The 20,988-nt window shown below is 61.2% G+C and carries 16 protein-coding genes; all 16 read right to left on the bottom strand.

Annotated elements, in window-relative coordinates:
* Positions 1-38: 38 nt before the first annotated feature.
* The gene (locus ACSPX5_RS02730; RefSeq protein ID WP_007958324.1) at positions 39-776 is read right to left on the bottom strand and encodes a cephalosporin hydroxylase family protein; all 738 of its coding nucleotides are present in this window, start codon (positions 774-776) and stop codon (positions 39-41) included.
* Positions 777-793: 17 nt separating this feature from the next.
* Positions 794-1,867, bottom strand: coding sequence for a class I SAM-dependent methyltransferase (locus tag ACSPX5_RS02725; RefSeq protein WP_207866336.1), 1,074 nt, complete (start codon positions 1,865-1,867; stop codon positions 794-796).
* Positions 1,864-2,715 (bottom strand): NAD-dependent epimerase/dehydratase family protein, encoded by an 852-nt coding sequence (locus tag ACSPX5_RS02720; RefSeq protein ID WP_439820913.1) that lies wholly within the window; start codon positions 2,713-2,715, stop codon positions 1,864-1,866. The genes ACSPX5_RS02725 and ACSPX5_RS02720 overlap by 4 nt, the downstream gene beginning before the upstream one ends.
* Positions 2,712-3,938: a methyltransferase domain-containing protein gene (locus ACSPX5_RS02715; RefSeq protein WP_439820912.1), complete on the bottom strand. Its 1,227-nt coding sequence runs from the start codon at positions 3,936-3,938 to the stop codon at positions 2,712-2,714. The genes ACSPX5_RS02720 and ACSPX5_RS02715 overlap by 4 nt, the downstream gene beginning before the upstream one ends.
* Positions 3,935-4,495 (bottom strand): dTDP-4-dehydrorhamnose 3,5-epimerase, encoded by a 561-nt coding sequence (rfbC, locus tag ACSPX5_RS02710; RefSeq protein WP_439820911.1) that lies wholly within the window; start codon positions 4,493-4,495, stop codon positions 3,935-3,937. The genes ACSPX5_RS02715 and rfbC overlap by 4 nt, the downstream gene beginning before the upstream one ends.
* Positions 4,492-5,574, bottom strand: coding sequence for a CDP-glucose 4,6-dehydratase (gene rfbG / locus ACSPX5_RS02705; protein WP_439820910.1), 1,083 nt, complete (start codon positions 5,572-5,574; stop codon positions 4,492-4,494). The genes rfbC and rfbG overlap by 4 nt, the downstream gene beginning before the upstream one ends.
* Positions 5,556-6,329 (bottom strand): glucose-1-phosphate cytidylyltransferase, encoded by a 774-nt coding sequence (gene rfbF, locus ACSPX5_RS02700; RefSeq protein ID WP_085605742.1) that lies wholly within the window; start codon positions 6,327-6,329, stop codon positions 5,556-5,558. The genes rfbG and rfbF overlap by 19 nt, the downstream gene beginning before the upstream one ends.
* A gap of 247 nt (positions 6,330-6,576) precedes the next feature.
* On the bottom strand, positions 6,577-8,580 hold the full coding sequence (locus ACSPX5_RS02695) for a calcium-binding protein (RefSeq protein ID WP_439820909.1): 2,004 nt from the start codon (positions 8,578-8,580) through the stop codon (positions 6,577-6,579).
* A 240-nt stretch (positions 8,581-8,820) separates the two neighbouring features.
* Positions 8,821-12,417, bottom strand: coding sequence for a glycosyltransferase (locus tag ACSPX5_RS02690; protein ID WP_439820908.1), 3,597 nt, complete (start codon positions 12,415-12,417; stop codon positions 8,821-8,823).
* Between the two features lie 117 nt (positions 12,418-12,534).
* Positions 12,535-14,106: a flagellar hook-associated protein 3 gene (locus tag ACSPX5_RS02685; protein WP_169429380.1), complete on the bottom strand. Its 1,572-nt coding sequence runs from the start codon at positions 14,104-14,106 to the stop codon at positions 12,535-12,537.
* Positions 14,107-14,119: 13 nt separating this feature from the next.
* Positions 14,120-16,165, bottom strand: a complete 2,046-nt coding sequence (gene flgK, locus ACSPX5_RS02680) for a flagellar hook-associated protein FlgK (protein WP_169429379.1) — start codon at positions 16,163-16,165, stop codon at positions 14,120-14,122.
* Between the two features lie 21 nt (positions 16,166-16,186).
* The gene (gene flgJ / locus ACSPX5_RS02675) at positions 16,187-17,479 is read right to left on the bottom strand and encodes a flagellar assembly peptidoglycan hydrolase FlgJ (protein WP_439820907.1); all 1,293 of its coding nucleotides are present in this window, start codon (positions 17,477-17,479) and stop codon (positions 16,187-16,189) included.
* A gap of 11 nt (positions 17,480-17,490) precedes the next feature.
* Positions 17,491-18,579 (bottom strand): flagellar basal body P-ring protein FlgI, encoded by a 1,089-nt coding sequence (locus ACSPX5_RS02670; protein WP_080593281.1) that lies wholly within the window; start codon positions 18,577-18,579, stop codon positions 17,491-17,493.
* Between the two features lie 27 nt (positions 18,580-18,606).
* Complete coding sequence (gene flgH, locus ACSPX5_RS02665) at positions 18,607-19,302, bottom strand: flagellar basal body L-ring protein FlgH (protein ID WP_007965503.1); 696 nt, start codon at positions 19,300-19,302, stop codon at positions 18,607-18,609.
* Between the two features lie 53 nt (positions 19,303-19,355).
* Positions 19,356-20,141 carry a flagellar basal-body rod protein FlgG gene (flgG, locus tag ACSPX5_RS02660; protein ID WP_011333017.1) on the bottom strand — a complete coding sequence of 262 codons (786 nt, stop codon included), beginning with the start codon at positions 20,139-20,141 and terminating at the stop codon, positions 19,356-19,358.
* A 45-nt stretch (positions 20,142-20,186) separates the two neighbouring features.
* Positions 20,187-20,927, bottom strand: a complete 741-nt coding sequence (locus tag ACSPX5_RS02655) for a flagellar basal body rod protein FlgF (protein ID WP_085710427.1) — start codon at positions 20,925-20,927, stop codon at positions 20,187-20,189.
* Positions 20,928-20,988 lie beyond the last annotated feature (61 nt).

The following is a 20,988-nucleotide window of genomic DNA, read 5'->3' as shown; positions in this document are numbered from 1 at the left end:
CGGCAATTTGCCAAAATGACGCTTTGTTGATTTGCGAATTAACGAACGCGACGCAGGTAACCGTCCGGCGCCACGGTGATCAGCAGCTTGTTCTGCAGCTGAACGTCGATTTCGAAATCCTTGTTCTCTTCCAGGTATTTCCACACGGCGGTCTTCGGGTTGTCGCCCGGGCCCCATGGACGATCCGGGAAGAAGTCGGCCGGCATGTCTTCAACCACGGTGTCCATCACCACGCAGTAGCTGTCGACCGAAACCAGTGGTGCGTAGAGGCGCAGCTCTTCGAGCACGTGGTCGTGGGTGTGGTTGGAGTCGAGTACCAGAATGACTTTCTTGCCTTCGGCAGCAGCGCGAACCTGAGCGGCGATGGCCGGGTCGATGCTCGAACCTTCGATCATTTTGATGCGCTTGCTCATCGGGTGGCTTTCGATGGCTTCGCGGTTATGCGGACGAATATCCAGATCGATGCCCAGCACTTCGCCGTGACCTTGCAGCTCCAGCAAGGAGGCGTAGTAGATGATCGAACCGCCGTGGGCGATGCCGCACTCGATGACCAGGTCCGGTTTCACCTGCCAGATGATTTCCTGCATGGCCATCATGTCTTGCGGCAGCTGGATGATCGGACGACCCATCCACGAGAAGTGGTAGCTGTATTTGTGTTTGGCCGATTCGTTGAAGAAATCACGGGCCAGACCGGTAAGTTTCTGGTCGTCACCCTGCTGGGCGATCTGCTCGCGGCACTCGGCTTCAAAGGCTTTATTGATGCTGTTGTCGGTCATTTGAAAATTCTCAATGGTCACTGGAACGAAGCGCTGTCGACGGCGTGATAGACGTAGCGTCCACCGGTCATCCGCTTGATTTCTTCGAGGTAATTGGAGTTCATCACAAACAGGTTGGCGCCTTCGGGCAACGCATCCATCGCCTCTTGCGGCGAGGACACCCGCGCGCCGCTCAGGGGCAGGTAACGCCCCTGTTTGGCCGGGTTGATATCCACCACCCGATCCACCGCCACACCGGCGCGTTGCAGGAACAGCGAATAGATCACGCCTTTGGACGAGGCGCCCCAGATCGCCGACCCCTGCTCGGGTGCGTCCTGAATGATCTGCACCGCGCGCTCGAGGCTGGCGGTGAAATCGTCAGGCAATGCCAGGCGTGGTACCGGCTGTTCCGGGGTAAGACGCAACGTGGCAAGGTCAGCGACGATGTACAGGTATTGGCCACCGAACAGATGGCCGGCCTCATGCACCGTGCCGAACATCCGGCGCAGGTCATCGAGGCGGAAGTAATTGACATGCTCGTAGAACAGGTCGAACCAGGCGCGGTGTTCGAGAATCCAGTCGAAGCACGGCACTTCGATGTAGATCTGCCCGCCACCCTGATTGGCTTCGGCGATTACCGCCAGAAAACTCACCGGATCCTGAATGTGCTCCAGCACATGGCGCAGCACGATGGCGTCCGCTTCCAGCCCCAGACCACGGGTGAACGGGGCCTTGATCACGTCGGCGTTCTCGCCTTCGTAGGCCGGGTCGATGCCGGTGATGCGGTAGCCAAAGCCTTTGAGCAGCTCCAGGAAATAGCCTTTGCCGCAGCCGACTTCGATCAGCTCCTGACCCTTGAAGTGCCGGGCAATGATGCCTTCGACATCGCTCAAGTGCTTCTGGAACTGGCCGGAATGCGCCTGCTCGTTCTGATAGTCGGCGTCGTAGCTGAGCTTGTCGGCATCGAACGCCGCGTTGAAGATCAGACCGCTGCGTTCATCCTGCACCAGCAACAGGTCGGCACTGGCCGACGCTTTCGCCGATTCAGGATCGGCAAAAGTGCGGTTCTGCAGCACCGGCAGGTCGGTGACCCGATACAACTCGTGCCTCATTGCGACTCTCCCAATAACTGTTGCAAGCGCTCGGTCACTGCCCAGAACGCCAGCGGTTCGTGGGTCGGATACGGGTAGTGGCCGAGGTTCAGGCCGATGGTTGCGCCACGCACGCGCACGCGCTCTTCGACCAGCGCACGCACCGAAACCGGCTGGCCGCTGGCGCAATTGATCGTGCCGTCGAAATCGCGCTTATGCAGGATCGCCGCGAGGTAACCGGTGGCTGTTTCAATCGCCAGGAAGTCCCGCAGCTGTTCGCCGGCCGACATGTTGAACGTCGTCTCGCCCGCATCGATTGCCCGGTCCAGCGCCGCCAACAGACTGCTGGGGTTTTGCCCGGCGCCGTGCAGATAGAACAGCCGCGCCCATTGCAGAGTGAACGGATGCTCCTGCTGCAGGTTTTGCAAAAACAGGTGCAGGGTGTGCTTGGCCAGTCCGTAGGGATTGGCCGGTTGCGCTTGATTCTGCTCACTCAGCGGGCCGCTCTGCATGCCGTACTCGAAGCAGGTGCCAGTGACCAGGACCTGCTTCACGCCCGCCTCCACCGCGCCTTTGATGAAGCGGTAGTCGGCCATCAGGTTGTGCTCGAAATGGAACAGCGCCCGATAGTTCGGCAACCCCGGCCAGGCCAGGTGCGCGAGTGCATCGACGCCCTCGGTCAACGCACCGACATCCAGATCCGCCGCGTGAATATCCGCGCTCACAAACTCGACGTCATTGATCCACGGCATGCTCGCGGCGTTTTGCACATTACGCGCGACCGCTCGCACCGTGCAGCCACGGGCCAGCAATGCCGCGACCAGATGGCGACCGACGAAGCCGGTGGCTCCGGTGACCAGAACCTTCACAGCACGCTCAACTCAGGCACGGCAATCACGAAACGCCCGTCCCACTGACGCACCTGGGCCAGTTGCTGACTGACTTCGTGCAACAGGTTCCATGGCAGCACCAGCACGTAATCAGGCTTCTCGATATCGATCTGCGCCGGCGCGACAATCGGAATACGGCTGCCCGGCAAGAGCTTGCCCTGCTTGTGCGGGTTGGCATCGGCGACCCAGGCCAGCAGATCAGGCTTGACCCCGGCGTAGTTGAGCAAGGTGTTGCCCTTGGCCGCAGCGCCATAACCGACCACACGCTTGCCATCGGCCTTGGCCTGCAACAGGAAACGCAGCAGGTCGTGCTTGATGCGTTCGGCGGCCGGCGCCAGTGTCGCGTAGTACTCGGAGGTTTTGACACCCGCGTCGAGCTCGGCCTGCAACTGCTGTTGCACCGCCGGTTGCACGGCGCGGCGTTCGCCGTCCTTGCGCTGCACGAAGACCCGCAGCGATCCGCCATGGGTGGTCAGCTGGCTGACGTCGAACACTTCCAGACCGTTGCGCTCGCACAGGGTCTGCACGGCGGTCAGGGACAGGTAGGAATAGTGTTCGTGATACAGCGTGTCGAACTGCGCACCCGCCATCAGCGTCAGCAGTTGCGGGAATTCGAACGTAGCCACGCCGGTCGGTTTGAGCAGCGTGGCGAATCCACCGAGGAAATCGTTGATGTCCGGCACATGAGCCAGCACGTTGTTGGCGGCCATCAGGTCGGCGGCCCAGCCTTCGCTTTTCAGCTGTGCGGCGGTATCGCGGCCGAAGAACAGCTCACGGATCTCCAGGCCTTTTTCCCGTGCCGCCTGCGCGGTGCTGCGGGTCGGCTCGACGCCCAGGCACGGGATGCCGCGATCGGCCACGTATTGCAGCAGGTAACCGTCGTTGGCGGCGACTTCCACCACGCGGCTGTCAGCGGTCAGACCGAAGCGCTCGACCATCTCGGCCACATAGCGCTCGGCGTGGGCCAGCCAGGTGCTGGAGAACGAGCTGAAGTAGGCGTACTCGGCGTCGAACAGGCTGTCGGCTGAGGTGTAATCCTCGGTCTGCACCAGCCAGCATTGCTGACACACGGCGACCTTCAGCGGCACCCATTGTTCGGCCTGTTCCAGCCGATCGGCGTGCACGTAGGCGTTGGACGGTGGCGAGGTGCCGAGGTCAATCAGCGGCAGGCTCAGCGGTGCGGCGCACCCACGGCAGTTCATAGACGCACTCCAGCAAAGTGTTGATCGAGCGCGGGATGGCTGGAATCCCGCGCTGACAAATTATTGACAGGCAACGGCCAGGCAATCGCCAGCCGTGGGTCGTTCACCGACAGACCGCCCTCATGCTCCGGCGCGTAGTCGGCGCTGTGCAGGTAAAGCAGTTCGGCATCCTCGGTGAGGGTCTGGAAACCGTGGGCGAAGCCGGCCGGGATCAACAGGCTGCGACCGTCGCCGGCCTTCAGGTGCTCGGCGTGCCAGTCCAGGAAGGTCTCGGAATCCGGGCGCAGGTCCACCGCCACGTCCCACACTTCACCGCGCAGGCAGGTGATCAATTTGGCTTCCGGCGCGTTGGCGTTCTGGTAATGCAGACCGCGCACGCTGCCCTTCTCGCGAGTGCAGGAGTGGTTGATCTGGCGGATGTGGAATTCGGCGCCAAACGCCTTCAGGCTGCCTTCGCAGAACAGTCGGGCGAAATGCCCGCGCTGATCTTCGAAGCGTTTGTGCTGGACGCTGAACAGCCCGGCCAGCGGCAACTGTTTCAAGGAGAATTCGCTCACAGCGCGCCCCGGTACAGGTTCAGTTGGCCGAGGGTCACGGTGCGCATGTCGTCGCCGTTCTGCCAGGCCAGATGCCAGTCGAGGGTCTGGGTCAGACACTGCTGCAACGACCAGCGCGGTTGCCAGCCCAGCACCTGACGGGCGCGACTGCTGTCCAGACGCAGCAGGCCGGCTTCGTGCAGGTCACTCTTTTCGAGGCGCAGGCCACGGGCCTGAGGCCAGCGATTGGAGAGCAGTTCGACCACCTCGCCGACGCTGCACATGTCCGCCTCACCCGGGCCGAAGTTCCACGCCCCGGCGTACTCCGGGCCTAGTTCGTAGAGCCCGGCGGCCAGTTGCAAGTAGCCGGCCAACGGCTCCAGCGCGTGCTGCCACGGGCGCACGGCTTGCGGGTAACGCAAAGTCACCGGCTCGTCGGCCGACCAGGCTTTCAGTACGTCGGGAATCAGGCGCTCAGGGGCGAAATCACCGCCACCCAACACGTTGCCGGCGCGCGCGGTGGCCAGCGCCAGACCGTGCTCGGCGTACTTGTCGACCGGGAAGAACGAGGCTGCGTAAGACTGCGCCAGCAACTCGCAGCACGCCTTGCTGCTGCTGTAAGGGTCGTGGCCACCGAGGGCTTCGTCCTCGCGGTACGGCCACAGCCATTCCTTGTTGGCGTAGACCTTGTCGGTGGTCACCAGCACACAGGCCCGCACGCAACCGACCTGACGAATCGCTTCGAGCAGGTTGAGGGTGCCCATGACGTTGCTCGAATAAGTACCGAGCGGATCGCGATAGCCTTCGCGCACCAGCGGCTGCGCCGCCAGGTGCAGGACGATTTCCGGCTCGTTGTCGGCGATGATTTCCAGCAAGGCGCCGAGGTCACGCAGGTCGCCGCGCTGGTCGTTAATGCCTTCGTGCACGCGCGCCAGTTCGAACAGGCTCGGCTCGGTCGACGGGTCGAGGGAAAAACCGCTGACTTGCGCGCCGAGGCTTTGCAGCCACAGGGTCAGCCAGCTGCCCTTGAAACCGGTGTGCCCGGTGACCAGAACCCGCTTGCCGCGCCAGAACTCAGGACTCAGGCCCATTGCTTCCATGGGGCCTCCCCGCTCTGCCACAGTGCTTCGAGATGGTTTTTGTCGCGCAGGGTGTCCATCGGATGCCAGAAACCTTCGTGCTCGAAGGCTTTCAGTTGTTCGTCCTGAGCCAGTTGAGCCAAAGGCTCCGCTTCCCAGGTGGTTTCGTCGCCAGCAATGTAGGACAGCACTTTCGGCGACAGCACAAAGAAGCCGCCATTGATCCAGCCGCCGTCGCCGCGCGGTTTTTCGGTGAAGCCGAGGACCTGATCGCCGTGACGCTCGAGGGCACCGTAGCGGCCCGGCGGCTGCACGGCGGTGACGGTCGCCAGACGGCCGTGGCCCTTGTGGTAGTCCACCAGTTGCGCAATGTTGATGTCGGAAACACCATCGCCGTAGGTGAAGCAGAACGCCTCTTCATCCTTGAGGTAACGGCCGGCACGCAGCAGACGGCCACCGGTCATGGTTTCCTCGCCGGTGTCGATCAGGGTGACGCTCCACGGCTCGCTGTAGTTCTGGTGAACGTCCATGCGGTTGTTGCGCATGTCGAACGTGACGTCGGAAGTGTGCAGGAAGTAGTTGGCGAAGAAATCCTTGATCGCGTAGCCCTTGTAGCCGAGGCAGATCACGAAGTCGTGGATTCCGTGGGCGGAATACTGCTTCATGATGTGCCAGAGAATTGGCTTGCCGCCGATCTCGATCATCGGCTTGGGCTTGAGGTGCGACTCTTCACTGATGCGCGTGCCGAGGCCACCCGCCAAAATAACTGCCTTCATCGTCTCCCCTCTTCTACGTCACAGGGCTCGGCCTCGCTGTTGCAGGCCTTTGCGGCTAAACCTTTGCCAGTCCGGGCGCAGGTGAATGACCGCGAGCGCTCGTTTTATGGCGATTTGAAGGGGACTTGCAGGAAACGCGCCAGCTCCGCCAGCCCTGTGTCGGCGGGGAAATGCGGGCATGAAAAAAGGGATGAATCCGTGGCCGGACTCATCCCTTTCATCAAGCTGTTTCAATCAATCGGACGGATCAGCCAAACATCGCGAATCCATCGATCGTGGCCGGCAGGTCGTAGATCTGGCCGTCAGCGGTCTGCAGATGCTCGATTTTGTTGTACCCGGCATACACGGCAGACTCGGCGTACCAGCCCTGCAGCTTCACGCCGCTGTCGGGAACGCCGACGCTGCCGTCGTTGGCGCCATGCAGATAGGCGTCATCACCGATGCGAGTGACGTTCAGCTGACTGAGATTGGCGACAGTATTCAGGATCAGCGTGTCATTGAGGTCCCAGCCTTCGTCCTGAATTGTTACCAGCCCGGTGGTGTTCACGACATAGGTGTCATCACCCGTACCGCCGAACGCGAAGCCGCCAGTGCCGGACTGGCCCGCAAGGTTGAGAACCAGCACGTCATGACCGCTGTCACCGAACAGCATGTAGTTGCTGCCGGTCCCGGTCAGCACGTCATTGCCTTCATCACCGTAGGCACTGCCGCGGTTGACCGTGACGGTGTCATCGCCCTCGTCTCCATGGGCCAATGTACCCAGGTCATTCACGGCACTGACGATGACGTCATCGCCCGAACCGCCAGACAGCAAGTCGGCCTGCGCGACATTTGTGTCGAGACCGGATTTCAGTCCGCCATAGAGATAGTCATTGCCATCGCCACCCACAATCTGATCACTACCAGACCCGCCTTCGAGGACGTTGTCACCCGAGTCGCCTCGCAGGAAGTCATCGAACCGGCTACCGCGCAGCCCTTCAATATCGACGTAGGTATCGTAGAGCGCGATACCGCTTTGCGGCCCCCAGCCCAGCGAGGCGCTCAACCCTTCGTTGCTGTCGTCGTAGCTGACGATGTCGATACCGGCCCCGCCCTCAAAGCGATCACCGCCCGCGCCACCCGACAGGACGTCATTGCCGGCACCGGAGATGATTCTGTTGTCTTCGTCGTTACCGTATCCGGTGAAGTCCGCCGTGCCGGTGTAGGTCATGTTCTCGATGAACGCAGCCATGTGCATCGACGACAGGCTGGTGTTCAGCTGATCGATGCCACCGGGGAAATTCTGCTCGATGATGGTCACACCCTCGCTGTTGATCGTGTACACATCATCACCCGCGCCGCCCTCCAGGGTCAGGCCGCCGACGTTGGCGGTGAAGTGGTCAGCGAACGGCGTACCGATGACTTTCTCCACGTTCAGCAACGTGACATCCGGACCTGCCTGCTGACCGATGCCGATATTGACGCCATCCCAGGAGTGACGGTAGCTCACGGTGTCGTAGCCATCGGCGCCATCCACGATCATGGCGTTATCGAGCAGATACACCACGTCATCGAAATTCGATCCCTGAATCGCCTCGATGCCGGTGAAGGAGTCGCCATAGGCGATGGTCAATGCGTCGAAGTTCTCGAAGTCCAGGACTCTCACACCTTCGAGGCTGTCGGAATAGCTGACGGTATCGAAGCCTTCGCCACCCACGAAGTGATCAGCGCCGGCGCCGCCCCACAGCCAGTCGTTGCCGGCGCCACCGATGATCTCGTTGTCGCTGGCATTGCCGTAACCCTTGAAATCGCCCGTGCCGGTAAAGGTCAGTTTCTCGATGAACGGGTCCATCTTGATGGTGTTGAGACTGGTGCGCAGCTCGTCGTAGCCGAGATAGTTTTCCTCGATGATCGTCACACCCTCGCTGCCGACGATATACACATCGTCACCGACACTGCCTTCCAGCGTCACGCCGGCCACATTGCTGGTGAAGGTGTCATTTTGAAAAGTGCCGAAGACCTTCTCCACGCCGACCAGCGTATCGACCTTGCCGTCAGCGGCAGTGACAGTCGCCGAAGCACTGCTGAACTCGACGTTCACGCCCGAGGACAAGGCGTAATAATTCACCGTATCAAACCCTTCCCCGCCATCCAGCAGATCATTGCCGGCGCTTGCCAGCAACACATCATCCGACTCCAGTCCATAGAGTTGGTCATCACCGTCGGTGCCCAACAGGACATCCGCATCACTCGTTCCATTCACTACTGCCATTTGCTTCTTCCTTGCATGGTTGTTGAATCCGCGAACCTGCCATCCCGTGCACACGCCGACCCTGCCTGCGTCAGCCATCCCGAATGAGCGAATAGAGAGATATCGACAGAAAAATCCCGATGCTTGAGGCCGTCGAGCAAAAAAAGTATCGCGATTGATACAAATACGTTTTTTGCGGCGCAAAAAAAAAACAGGCGACTCGAAAGTCGCCTGTTTTCCAGAGGGGCCCGCGCGAACCGGTCAGTCCGCCAGCCAGCCCGCTTCCCAGTACCGCAGGTTGTCACCACGCAGCACGTAGTCGCGCAGTACGACTTCACGCAACTCATCACCCATGCGATAGCTGGCGTCCGGGTCGGCCAGGTGCATGCGGATCGCTTGCAACCACTCATCCGTGGTGTTGGTCTTGATCCGCGTGCAAGGCAGGTAGCCGCGATAGGCCTCGGTGTCGGTGCAGATCACCGGGTAGCCGCAGGCGCCATATTCCAACAGACGCAGGTTGCTCTTGCAGTCGTTGAAGATGTGGAACTCCAGCGGTGCCAGGGCCAGATCGAGGTTGAGGCTGGCCAGTTTCGCCGGGTACACGTCCAGGCCGATCACACCGTGGAACTCATGCATGTACGGACGCAAATCGTCCGGGCACATGCCGAAGAACACCCAGTCGACCTCATTCGCCAATTCGCGAACCACATCGGCGATGACAGCAAGGTCACCGTGGTGACTGGTGCCGCCACCCCAGCCGACCCGCGGTTTTTTCGACGTGCGGCGCTGGCTGCGCAGGTCTGACCACAGGTGTTTGGCCAACATGTTCGGAACAACGCGAATATCGTTGTGCATGCTCGACAGCGCATTACCCAGCGGCGCCGTGGACACTACGACCCGGTCGCACATGCCGATCGCACGACGTACCAGCGCCTCCATTTCGTCCTTGCCCGGCATGTTGCGAATGTGGGCATTGCGATGAGGAACATGGATCACGTAGTCGTCGAGTTCGTAGATCCTGCGGGCGTTGGAATACTTTTGCAGGCTCGGAATTTCGTTGATCGGGCCTTCGGAATAACGACCCTGCAAAATGATCACATCCGGCGACTGACGTTCGACCTCGATGATGCTCGGCAGGTTGTAATGAATGCGCCCCAGCGCCCGCCCTGCCGCTTCCAGCTCGATCAGCGGTTGCGTCACGCGGTAGTGACCGATGGCCGATGCGTTGACTGGCAGCGCGAGAATTTTCGGCAATTGCGGCTGCGAAAACGGACTCCAGCCAGTACGCAGTCCCGGATCGAGACGAAAGCTCGACCCGACAATCCCGTTCAACGACAGGTTGGCGTTATACGCCGGATCGCGCGCCACAATCGGCAGCCAGCGCTTGTAGAAGACTTCCTGCTCCTGGGTGTGCAACGCCACTTCAGCGTCGTTCGCCGCTACGACCGGCTGTGCGCCGAGCGCCAGTTGGGCAAATGGCGTCCAGACCACCAGATAGCCTTCCTGACCAACGCGCAAGCACAGGTCGACCTCGTGCAGCGATTGCGCCAGATGCTCCTCATCCAGCCCGCCGACCGCTTCAAAAACCGACTTGCGCACCATCAGGCAATCGCTGCCGACAGCGCTCAGATCCTGTGTGACCAGCAGCCGGTACATGTAACCCGTCGCATGCATCGACTCGCCGTAGAACGGTACGCCCGCTGGTCCCTGCAGGCCGAGAATCAGACCGGCATGCAATACCCGACCATCCGGGTTGAAGATCTTGGCGCCCACCACGCCAACTTCCGGGCGTTGTGCATGATTGAGCATTTCCGTCAGCCAGTCACCGTGGGTGATCACACTGTACGGGTTGAGCAGCAGTACATACTCGCCGCGAGCCTGGCTGACCGTGACATTGCGCACTGCCGCCACATTGTCCTGCAGCGGGCAGTCGAGCACGCGAATCCGCTCGCTGCCCAATTGCGACATGCCGTCAAACCAGGCTTTCGCCTCGGCGGTCTCGCTGCCATTGTCGACCAGCAGCAACTCATATTCGCCGTAGGCGGTTTTCTCCAGCAGGCTCTCGACGCAACGCTGTACGGCGGCCGTCTGATCCTTGCTGACGATGACGATCGACACCAGTGGCTGGCTCGCGTGGCGATAGTCCACACGGTTGAGCAACGCCGAACTGCCCCGGCGAATGTCATGCGAGATGCCCAGACGGTGCAGATGCGCCTCAAGCAATTGCGCGTTGCTGTCTGCCAGTTGCGGCTCCGACAACCACTTGGCCAGATCGAATGCCGACTCCAGCAGAATCTCGGAGATGTGACCGACTGCCTGCAAGCCGTCGTTCTCGACCATACGCAGCAAGACGTCGTGCGGGGCCAGCTCGCCGAACACGGAGTCAAAACCACCCAGTGCCAGGAAGCGTTCACGCTCGAATGCCAGCGCCCTGCCCACGTACGGATAGCTGCGCATCAGGTCCAGGTTGAAATCCGGCTTGAACACGGGCTCTGTGGATTCACCCTCGCTCAACCCGCCTTCATCGCTGTACAGACACATCAGCGTGCGCGAAAGCGCAATGCGCTCAGCCATCACCAACAACGCCGGCACGACCAGTCGATCACCGGCACGCAGCAGATAGAACCAGTCAGCGCCGTCCAGTTGCGGCAGCAGTTCATTGAGCTGCTGGCGCCAGTCATCCTGCAGCGGCATGCGCACGACCCGCTCATCCAACTGCGCTTCGGTGCAGGATGCCGACAATACGAGTGTCAGCTCAGGCACGTACTCCTGGGCGGCGAGCGATTGCAGGGTCAGTTCCAGGGCGGAAACGCTGCCCTGTTCGTCGATGATGACCGGCACGATCTTCGGAATGCGCGGCCAGTTGGCCATGGTCTCCGGGAGCAATTCACGCTGACCTTCGGTCAGGCTGCGGCACGCCAGCCATTGCGCGTACAGCTGGGCAAAGCTGACGCTGGCAATACCGACATGCCAATCCTGAGTGGTCTGCTTGGTGCCCAGCGTCCGGCTCAGCGGCAACTCTTCCCAGACCCGAGGCGATTCACCCGCCTTGGTGACCGGCAGATAGCGCACCCAACCCGGCGCAGGCGCCGACTCGCCACTGCGAGCCTTGAGCATCTGCGTCAACCATTGCCGCTCGACCATGGTCGCATCGCGCATCGCTTGCTGAGCGCTCAAACGCTCGGGGTACAGGCGCTCGACACTCAGAATGTGATTGGACACCACAAGGTTTGCGCGGCGCAGCAGGCACACATACAACGCAAAATCCAGGGAAGCGACAAAACAATGGCCCGGTTGTGTCAGGGCCGGAAGCAGTTCCAGCACATCGGCCCGGCGGAACAGGGCATTACTGAAGCCGCCAAGAATATTGACCGGGAAGTTTTCGAAAATGGCCAGCAGGTCTTCGCCCTTGAACAGACCGGACACCGGAGACAGCGGAGTATTTTCCAGTCGCGACGGCAGCGGCAGGTCGTCAGCGTCCCAAAACAGGCGCTGAGCCAATACCAGATTGACATCTGTCTGATCGATGAGCGTTTGTGCCTGACTTTCGATGCAGGTGATAAACAACTGATCGTCGTCGCACAGGAACTTGATGAATTCACCCTGCGCCTGTTCCAGGCACGCATGGAAGTTGCCGACCATCCCCAGCGTTTGGACATTGCGCACGTAGCGCACCGCAACCCCGGTACGCTCGATGATCGACGCAACAGTTTGCTCGATCTCGTCGCCACGACTGTCGTCACAGACAATGATCTCAAGATTGCCGTAAGTCTGACTCACGGCACTGTTCAAGGCCCGTTCGAAAAAACGTGGATTGAAGGCAGGGATAACAAGACTGACAAGGGGGAGTGAATTCACGGCGGACTCGCAAGCGGCGGGAACCCGCCCGGAACAGCGAGCCCTTTGAAGCCGCAAAAGAAGAACAATAAGTACAGAGCAGTCAGAGCAACCGGGCGCTCGCGCGCCCGGTCAGCATCAGATCTTGTTGAACAGGCCCAACTGGCTGATTTTGCTGAATGCCAGTTGCGAGGCCTGCAGCATGGTCTGCTGCAAGGTCAGGCGGGTCATCACCTCGGCCGGATCCGAATCACGGATCGAACCCTGGGTCGTGGTGTTCGCCTGGATCAGACTCTGGTTGGTGGTGTCCTGATCATCCAGCGACTGACCGCGAGCACCGATCGAAGTGACGGCCGCGCCGATCTGCGTGGAGGCGCTGTCGAGGTTACCCAGGGCCGATTCCATGGCACCCTGGAATTTCTGCTTGGTGACCGGGTCGGCATCGACCGGCAGGTTCAGCGCCGCGACCATCTGGCCCAGGGTGTCGAGCACGTTCTGGGTCTGGTGGTTGTTGGACTGGATCGAGAACTGATCGCCCGCGCCCGGCGTGCCGCCGATGGCGAAGGTCACGCCCGCCGCCGTGGCGTTTGCACCAACCATGGTGCCCGACGAAATCGGCTTGCTGTCAGCGGTGACCGGCGCCGCGTACAGATCGAAGTCAGTGGCGCTGGTGAACTTCAGGATCGCACCGCCGCCCGACGGGAACGTGGCGTCGTAGGCGCCCTGGTTGGTCACGCTGGAGCCGGTGATGACCGCGGTGGACGGGTTGCCGGGGCTGCGCGCCGTGGTGAACGAGTCCGGAGTGACGGACAGCTGAAAGCTGTGACCGGCGATGACCGCGTCCGGGTTGGTGTCACCAGGCTTGAGGTTGATGTTCAACTTCAGGTCGACGCCACGGAAGCTGACCGTCTGGTTCGTGCCGTTGCTGTTGCTGATCAGCCCGTTCTGGCTAGCCTCGGACGTCACGTCGTTGCCCAGGGCATCGGTGATCTTCAGCTGAGTGCTGCTGAGAAAGTCCACGGTGTACGGTTGGCCGGCCGCGAACTTGGCGTTGTACGTCGCAGCGGTGCCAACGATACCGTTGGTCAGTACCACGCGACCATCGTCGACCAACGGAGCGGTCATGCTGGTCTGGGTGCGGGCAGTATTGATGGTCTGCTGGAACGCGTCCCAACCGGTGGTGTTGGTGGTCACCGACATGCCGTCGCCAATGCCCAGGTTGATCTGGGTCTGGTCGCCGTTGTAGGTGTAGGTGCCATCGACGTTTTGCGAGTACGGCGCCGTGTCGGTCTTGGAACCGGAGAACATGTAGTTGCCGTTGGCATCCTTGGAGTTCATCAGGCCCAGCACTTGTTGCTGGATCTGGCTCAGCTCTGCCGCATAAGCCTTGCGGTTATCGTCGGTGGCGATGCCGTTGTTGGCCGCCAGACCGATCTCCTTCGCGCGCTGCAAAGCGGTGGTGATGGAGTTCAGCGTCGACTCCTGCACGGTCAGCGAGTTCTTGGTGGTATCGATGTTGCCCTGATACTGCTCCAGCATCGAGGCCTGCTGCCCCAGCTTGAGCAGGCGCCCGGCGCCGATCGGATCGTCGGCGGCGGTGTTGATGCGCTGCAGGCTGCTCGCCTCGTTGGCGGTAGCGACAGTCTTGCTGTAGTTACGCTGATATTGGGCAGCTTGTGTCGCGTAATACTGGGCGGTGGAAATGCGCATGAATTACGGCTCCTTAAAGACTGTTGATCAGCGTTGCGAAGGTTTCCTGCGCAGCCTTGATGATTTGCGAAGAGGCGGTGTAGTACTGCTGATACTTGACCAGGTTGCCGGTTTCTTCGTCCAGGTTGACCTGGGACAGCGAATCGCGCGCGCCTTGTGCCTGATCCAGAATCACCGTGGTGGCTGCACTGTCGGACTTGCTCTGAGCGGCCTTGGTACCAACGTTGGTCACCAGTTTGTTGTAGGCGTCGGTCAGGCTGATGCCCTTGCTTGCCGTGCCGGTATCCACGGTCTGCTTGGTCTGCAGGCCGACCAGCGCCTGCGCGTTGCGGTTGTCCGAAGAAGCGGCGCCGGTCAGGTTGATCGTGAAGGTTTCGCCTGGTTTCGGTGTCGCGCCCACGGTGGTCTGAACGGTGAAGGTTTTCTGCACGTTCGGCGTGACCGAGGTATCCATCACCGGAGCCCCGGTGGAGTCGACCATGCCGATTTTCAGGTTCAGGGTGTTGGCCTGCCCCGGCACGATGGTGCCGGTACCGATGGTGAAACCCTTGGCATCGACCATGTTGTACGACTGGCTGCCGCTGGTGACCGCACCCATGACCAGTTTGACCGGCGTCGAATACTTGAGCGCATTCTGCAACTCGGCCTGGGAGGCCGGGTTGGTGATGTCGAGAGTGTCGACCAGCGTCGGCTGGGTGTAGGTGCCGGAATTGTTGGCACTGGCCACGCCAGTCAACGGTGCTGCCGCCGCGATTTTCTTCGGATCGGTGAGCACGGTCTGAATCGTGGATCCTGCGTTGCGGGTCGGCGTCACCTTGAAGGTGTCACCGGCACTCAGCGCACCGCCATTGAGGGCCAGGGTGAAACCGTCGATCACTGGCGGTGGCGTGGTGGTGGTGCTGAACGAACCCATGTCGGTGCCATCGGAGCGCTTGACCGAATAGTCGGTGGCGCTGGTGAAGGTGACCTGGTAATCGCTGGTGGTCAGCTTGCCGGTGTCCTTGATGGTGACGTTCAGGTTGCCCGAACCCGCGCTGTTGCCTGCCGAGGCAATGCTGCGCTGACTGATCAGCGCAGCACTGTTGATGTCGTTGAAGATCGGCGCGCCGAAGTCACCGTTCTTGTCGATGCCCTGGGCTTGCTGGCGGTTCATCTGGTCGGCAATGACCAGCGCGACACGACCCAGTTCGTTGAGCGAAGGGTTGAGCACTTCATTGCGATAGGTCAGCAGACCACCGATTTCACCGCCATTCATCACCGAAGTGATGTCGATGGTGCTCGAGCCACGATCCATCTGAATGGCCATGCGCGACGGGTCATCCTTGCTCGGCACGGTGCTCAGGGTGTTGGTGGTGTTGCCGACGACCAGCGGCTGACCGCTGCCGACGTAGACGTCGAAACTGGTGCCGCGTTCGACGACTTGTGCACCGGTCAACTCGGAGAGCTGGCGCACGGCTTCGTTACGGCTGTCGAGCAGGTCGTTCGGCTGGCCGCCGCTGGTGGAGACCTCACCGATTTTCTGGTTCAGGTTGGCAATCGAGGTGGCCAGTTTGTTCACCTGGGCAGCCATGTCCGCCAGGTTGCCGTTGATCGTGGTGTTCTGATCGTTCAGCTGTTTGGCCAGGGCATTGAAGCGGCTGGTCAGCGCCTGTGCACCGGTAAGCACCGACTGACGGGAAGTGTCGTCGGTCGCCGAGGTCGCTACACCCTGCATCGAGGTGAAGAATTTCTGCAGCACACCGGTCAGGCCAGTGTTGGTATCGGACAGCGAGGCGTCCAGCGCGGTCGCTTGAGCACCGTAGGCGGCCGCTTCGCTGTTGAGCGAAGTGGCGGTGTGCAGTTGAGTTTCGAGGTAAGAGTTGTACACCCGGCGCACGTCCGCCAGGGTGGTGCCCGTACCGATGAACACGTTGCCACTCTGGATCGAGGACTTGGTGCTCTGCACGGTTTGCTGGCGTGAATAACCGGCGGTGTCGACGTTGGCAATGTTGTTACCTGTCACAGCCAGAGAGGACGAACTCGCGGCCAACCCCGACATCCCGATATTGAGCAAACTCATGATTCAAACCTTACCTTGTGTTTATAAAGGCGTTGTTGAAACGCCGGCCGCAGCGTAGCTCTGATTGACCGTCATCTGCCTGGCAATCTGCGAAATCTTCGTCGCGTAGTTCGGGTCGGTCGCGTAACCGGCCTTTTGCAATTCGCGTACAAACTGTTCTGGGTTATCGGCCGACTTCAACACATCTTGATAGCGATTATTGCTCTGCAGCAAAGTCACCAGATCGTGGAAGCTGTCCTTGTAGGAGGCGTAGGAACGGAACTCGGCCGTCTCCTTGACCATCTGCCCGTTGCGGAATTCGCTGGTGATCGCCCGGGCCGAATCGCCCTTCCAGTTGCCACTGGCCTTGATCCCGAACAGGTTGTGACTGCTGCTGCCGTCCTGGGCGCGCATGACCGACTTGCCCCAACCGGTTTCCAGTGCAGCCTGAGCCACCAGATAACGCGGATCGACGCCAATGCGCGCTGCAGCTTCCTTGGCCATCGGCAGCATGGTGTTGACGAATTCGTCGGCGTTGCTGAAGGCGCGCTTGGCCGGTGCCAGCGGAATCTGCGCCATGGCGCGACCATAGATCTGCATCTGTCCGCCAGAGGCTTTGTCTGCCTCGGCACGGGCCAGCCAGTCGCCGTTGTACAGCGGGCCGGAACCGGTGGCAGCGGCCGTCGCGGCACGCTGCGGCAGTTGCGTGGACGCGGTCGCCGTAGCCGAAGGCACCAGGCCGGCGAGCAAGCGATCAGCCAGTTTCGGTGGCAGGGCCAGACGACGCTGGTTGATCATTTCCATGTCGTTGCGATGGGCCAGCTGGGTATTCGGCGCATGCACCGAACGCGAAGCCCACAACGGACGCTCGCCATTGAGGCGCGACAGCGGACCGCTGGTGGCCACGGTGCCGGCGGCAACCGGCGTGGGCACCGCAGCAGCCTTGGCCAGGGCCTCTTGCTGCTTGGCGGCGGACGCGGCAGCGGCCTCACCCGGCGCCATCGGTTTGTTCTTCGACATCTGCTTCATCAGCACGTCGGCCAGGCCGATACCACCGCCCTCGCGGGACAGGGAAACAGCCAGTTGCTGGTCATACATTTCCTGATACTGCTTGGCTGCCGGGGTGTTGAGCGGATTGTCCTGGCCCAGCGCTTCAGTGGCCGAACGCATCGACTTGAGCATCTCACCAAGGAACAGCGATTCGAATTCCTGCGCCACCTTGCGCATGTTCCCGTCGCTGTTCTTGTCGCCAACCTTGAGCTGATTCAGACGATTGAGGTCGGAGTACGAACCCGAATCGCTGCTGCTGACCAGACCGCTTTTGCGCATATCCATGAGTGCGGTCCTCAGATCACGATCAGGTCGGCTTGCAACGCGCCGGCCTGCTTCAGTGCTTCGAGAATGGCCATCAGGTCACCCGGCGCCGCGCCGACCTGGTTCACCGCACGCACGATTTCGTCGAGGGTGGTGCCCGGGCCGAACTTGAACATCGGCTTGGCTTCCTGCTGAGCATTCACACGCGAGCGCGGGACCACGGCCGTCTGACCATTGGACAGCGGGCCCGGCTGGCTGACGATCGGGTCTTCGGTGATGGTCACGGTCAGGCTGCCGTGGGTCACGGCGGCCGGCGACACCTTCACGTTCTGGCCGATGACGATGGTGCCGGTACGCGAGTTGATGATGACTTTCGCCACCGCCTGACCCGGGTCGACTTCGAGGTTTTCCAGGATCGACAGATAGTCGACGCGCTGGCTCGGATCGAGCGGCGCAGTGACGCGAATCGAGCCGCCATCGATGGCCTGGGCGACGCCAGGGCCGAGCATGTCGTTGATCTTGTCGACGATGCGCTTGGCAGTGGTGAAGTCGGAACGGTTGAGGTTCAGCGTCAGACTGTTGCCCTGGTTGAAACCGCTCGGTACCGAACGCTCAACCGAGGCTCCGCCCGGGATGCGACCGGCCGACGGAACGTTGACGGTGATCTTCGAACCGTCACGACCTTCGGCATCGAAACCGCCGACCACCAGGTTGCCCTGAGCGATGGCGTAGACATTGCCATCGATACCCTTGAGCGGGGTCAGCAACAGGGTGCCGCCGCGCAGGCTCTTGGAGTTACCGATGGACGAAACGGTGATGTCGACCTGCTGACCCGGTTTGGCGAACGCCGGCAGATCGGCACTGACCGACACCGCCGCGACGTTTTTCAGCTGCACGTTGCCCGATCCCGGCGGCACCTTGATGCCGAACTGCGAGAGCATGTTGTTGAAGGTCTGCAGGGTGAACGGGGTTTGCGTGGTCTGGTCGCCGGTGCCGTTAAGCCCGACCACCAGGCCGTAGCCGATCAACTGGTTGGAACGCACGCCGGAAATGCTGGCGATATCTTTCAGCCGCTCGGCGTGGGCACCAAAGGCTGCGGACATCAACGCCGCAGCGAGCATGAGGCTCTTGAAATTCAACGTAGCCACCTAGAAAGGGAACAGCGGGCTGAGGAAGAAACGGTCGAACCAGCCTGGCTGACTCGCATCGGCAAACGAACCGGTGCCCGAATAGGTGATGCGCGCATCGGCGACCCGGGTCGACGACACCGTGTTGTCGGTGGCGATGTCATCGGCGCGTACGAGACCGGCGATCCGCACCAGCTCATCACCGGTATTGAGGGTCATCCACTTCTCGCCGCGCACGGCGATGATGCCGTTGGGCAGCACATCGGCGACGGTCACGGTGATCGAACCGGTCAGGGTGTTGCCCTGGGCCGCCTTGCTGTCGCCCTTGGTCGCACGGTCGCCACTGTAGCCGACGTCCAGGCTCAGATCGTTACCACCCAACGGGTTGTTGGTGGTGCCACTGCCGCCGAACAGCGAAGTCAGGCCGATGCCGGTCTTGCTGTTCTTGGCCACTTGCGAGTTGGCGTTCTTGCTGGCCTGAGTCTTCTCGTTCAGGGTGATGGTGATGATGTCACCGACCCGGAACGCCTTGCGGTCGCTGTACAGGTTCTGTTCGAAACCGGCCTGATAGATCGAGCCGTTGTTGGCGGCCGCCGGCAACGGCGTACGCGGCAACACCGGAGCGTAGTAAGGGTCATTGGGCTTGGGCGTCGGAGCGACGCAGCCCGCGAGCGAGACCACCCCACCCAATGCCAGAACAGATACGAAGCGCTTCATGACCCTTACCTCACGGTGTTGCAGGCGGCCTCATGACCGCCTCATAGACTTGATTACAGATTCTGCGTTACGAACGAGAGCATCTGGTCGGCGGTGGAGATCACCTTGGAGTTCATCTCGTACGCGCGCTGGGTGGTGATCATGTTGACCATCTCTTCCACGGTGCTGACGTTGGAGGTTTCCAGGGTGTTCTGCAGGGTGGTGCCGAAACCGTTCAGGCCCGGAGTGCCGACTTGCGGCGCACCGGAAGCGGCGGTTTCCAGGAACAGGTTGTTGCCCACCGCTTGCAAACCGGCCGGGTTGATGAAGTCGGCGGTTTGCAGGTTGCCGATCACCTGGGCGGCCGGGTTGCCGGCAACGGTGATCGATACGGTGCCGTCGCGGCCGACAGTGAAGGTCTGGGCGTTGTTCGGGATGACAATCGCCGGCTCCAGCGCGAAACCGCTGGCGTTGACGATCTGGCCATTGGAGTCGAGGTGGAAAGTACCGTCACGGGTGTAGGACGTGGTGCCGTCCGGCTGCAGGATCTGGAAGAAGCCACGACCATCGATGGCCATGTCCAGCGGCTGCTCGGTGGTTTGCAGGCTACCGGCGGTGAAGTTTTTCTGGGTGCCGACGATGCGCACACCGGTACCCACTTGCAGACCCGACGGCAGTTCGCTGTCCTGGGTCGACTGGGCGCCTGGCTGACGCTTGATCTGATACAGCAGGTCCTGGAACTCGGCGCGGTCACGTTTGAAACCCGTGGTCGACACGTTTGCCAGGTTGTTGGAAATGGTGGTCAGGTTGGTGTCCTGGGCGGACAGACCGGTTTTGGCAACCCATAGAGCCGGAAGCATTCGATTCTCCTCGTGCGCCTGTTTTACGGCGCGACGTTCTGATAATTAGCTGATCTGCAAGACCCGAGCCATGGCCTGGTCGTCGTCTTTGGCGGTGTTCATCATCTTGACGTGCAACTCGAACTGCTTGGCCAGGGCCAGCACCGAGGTCATCTCTTCCACGGCATTGACGTTGCTCGACTCCAGGAAACCCGACACCAGTTTGACGTTGGCGTCGGCCGGCGCAGGCTGGCCGTCCTTGGTGTAAATCGAACCGTCCAGGCCCTTGTTCATGTTCTTGATGTCCGGGTTGACCAGTTTGATCCGGTCGACTTCGGCCATGACGCGCGGGCCTTCGCCCATCGCACGGATACTGATGGTGCCGTCTTCACCGACTTCCACCTGCTGCTCCGGTGGAATGGCAATCGGACCGCCATTGCCCAGCACCGGCATGCCGTTGCCGGCGCGCAGTACGCCGAGGGCGTCGATGTTCAGGCTGCCGGTGCGCACGTAGCTTTCGCCGCCGTTGGGGTTCTGCACGGCAATGAAGCCGTTGCCGCTGACGGCCACGTCGAGGTCACGCCCGGTCTGCACCAGCGAGCCCGGCGTGAAATCGGTGGCGGGCCGCTCGCTCATGGCAAACGCACGCGCCGGAAAGCTGTCACCGAACACCGGCATCGAACGCGCCTGCTCCAGGTCGCGCTGAAAACCATTGGTGGAGATGTTCGCCAGGTTGTTGGCATGAGCCTTTTGCGCCAGTGCGTTCTGGCTGGCGCCGGTCATTGCCACATAAAGGTACTTGTCCACACTCTTTCCTCTGCATGCCGGACGTTTGCCGCCCACCGCTGTACTGCTGACCCACAAGCAA

It is taken from the genome of Pseudomonas sp. HLG18 (assembly GCF_051903985.1).
GTDB classification, from domain to species: domain Bacteria; phylum Pseudomonadota; class Gammaproteobacteria; order Pseudomonadales; family Pseudomonadaceae; genus Aquipseudomonas; species Aquipseudomonas fluorescens_BT.
This window is presented reverse-complemented; position numbering and strand designations above follow the sequence as displayed.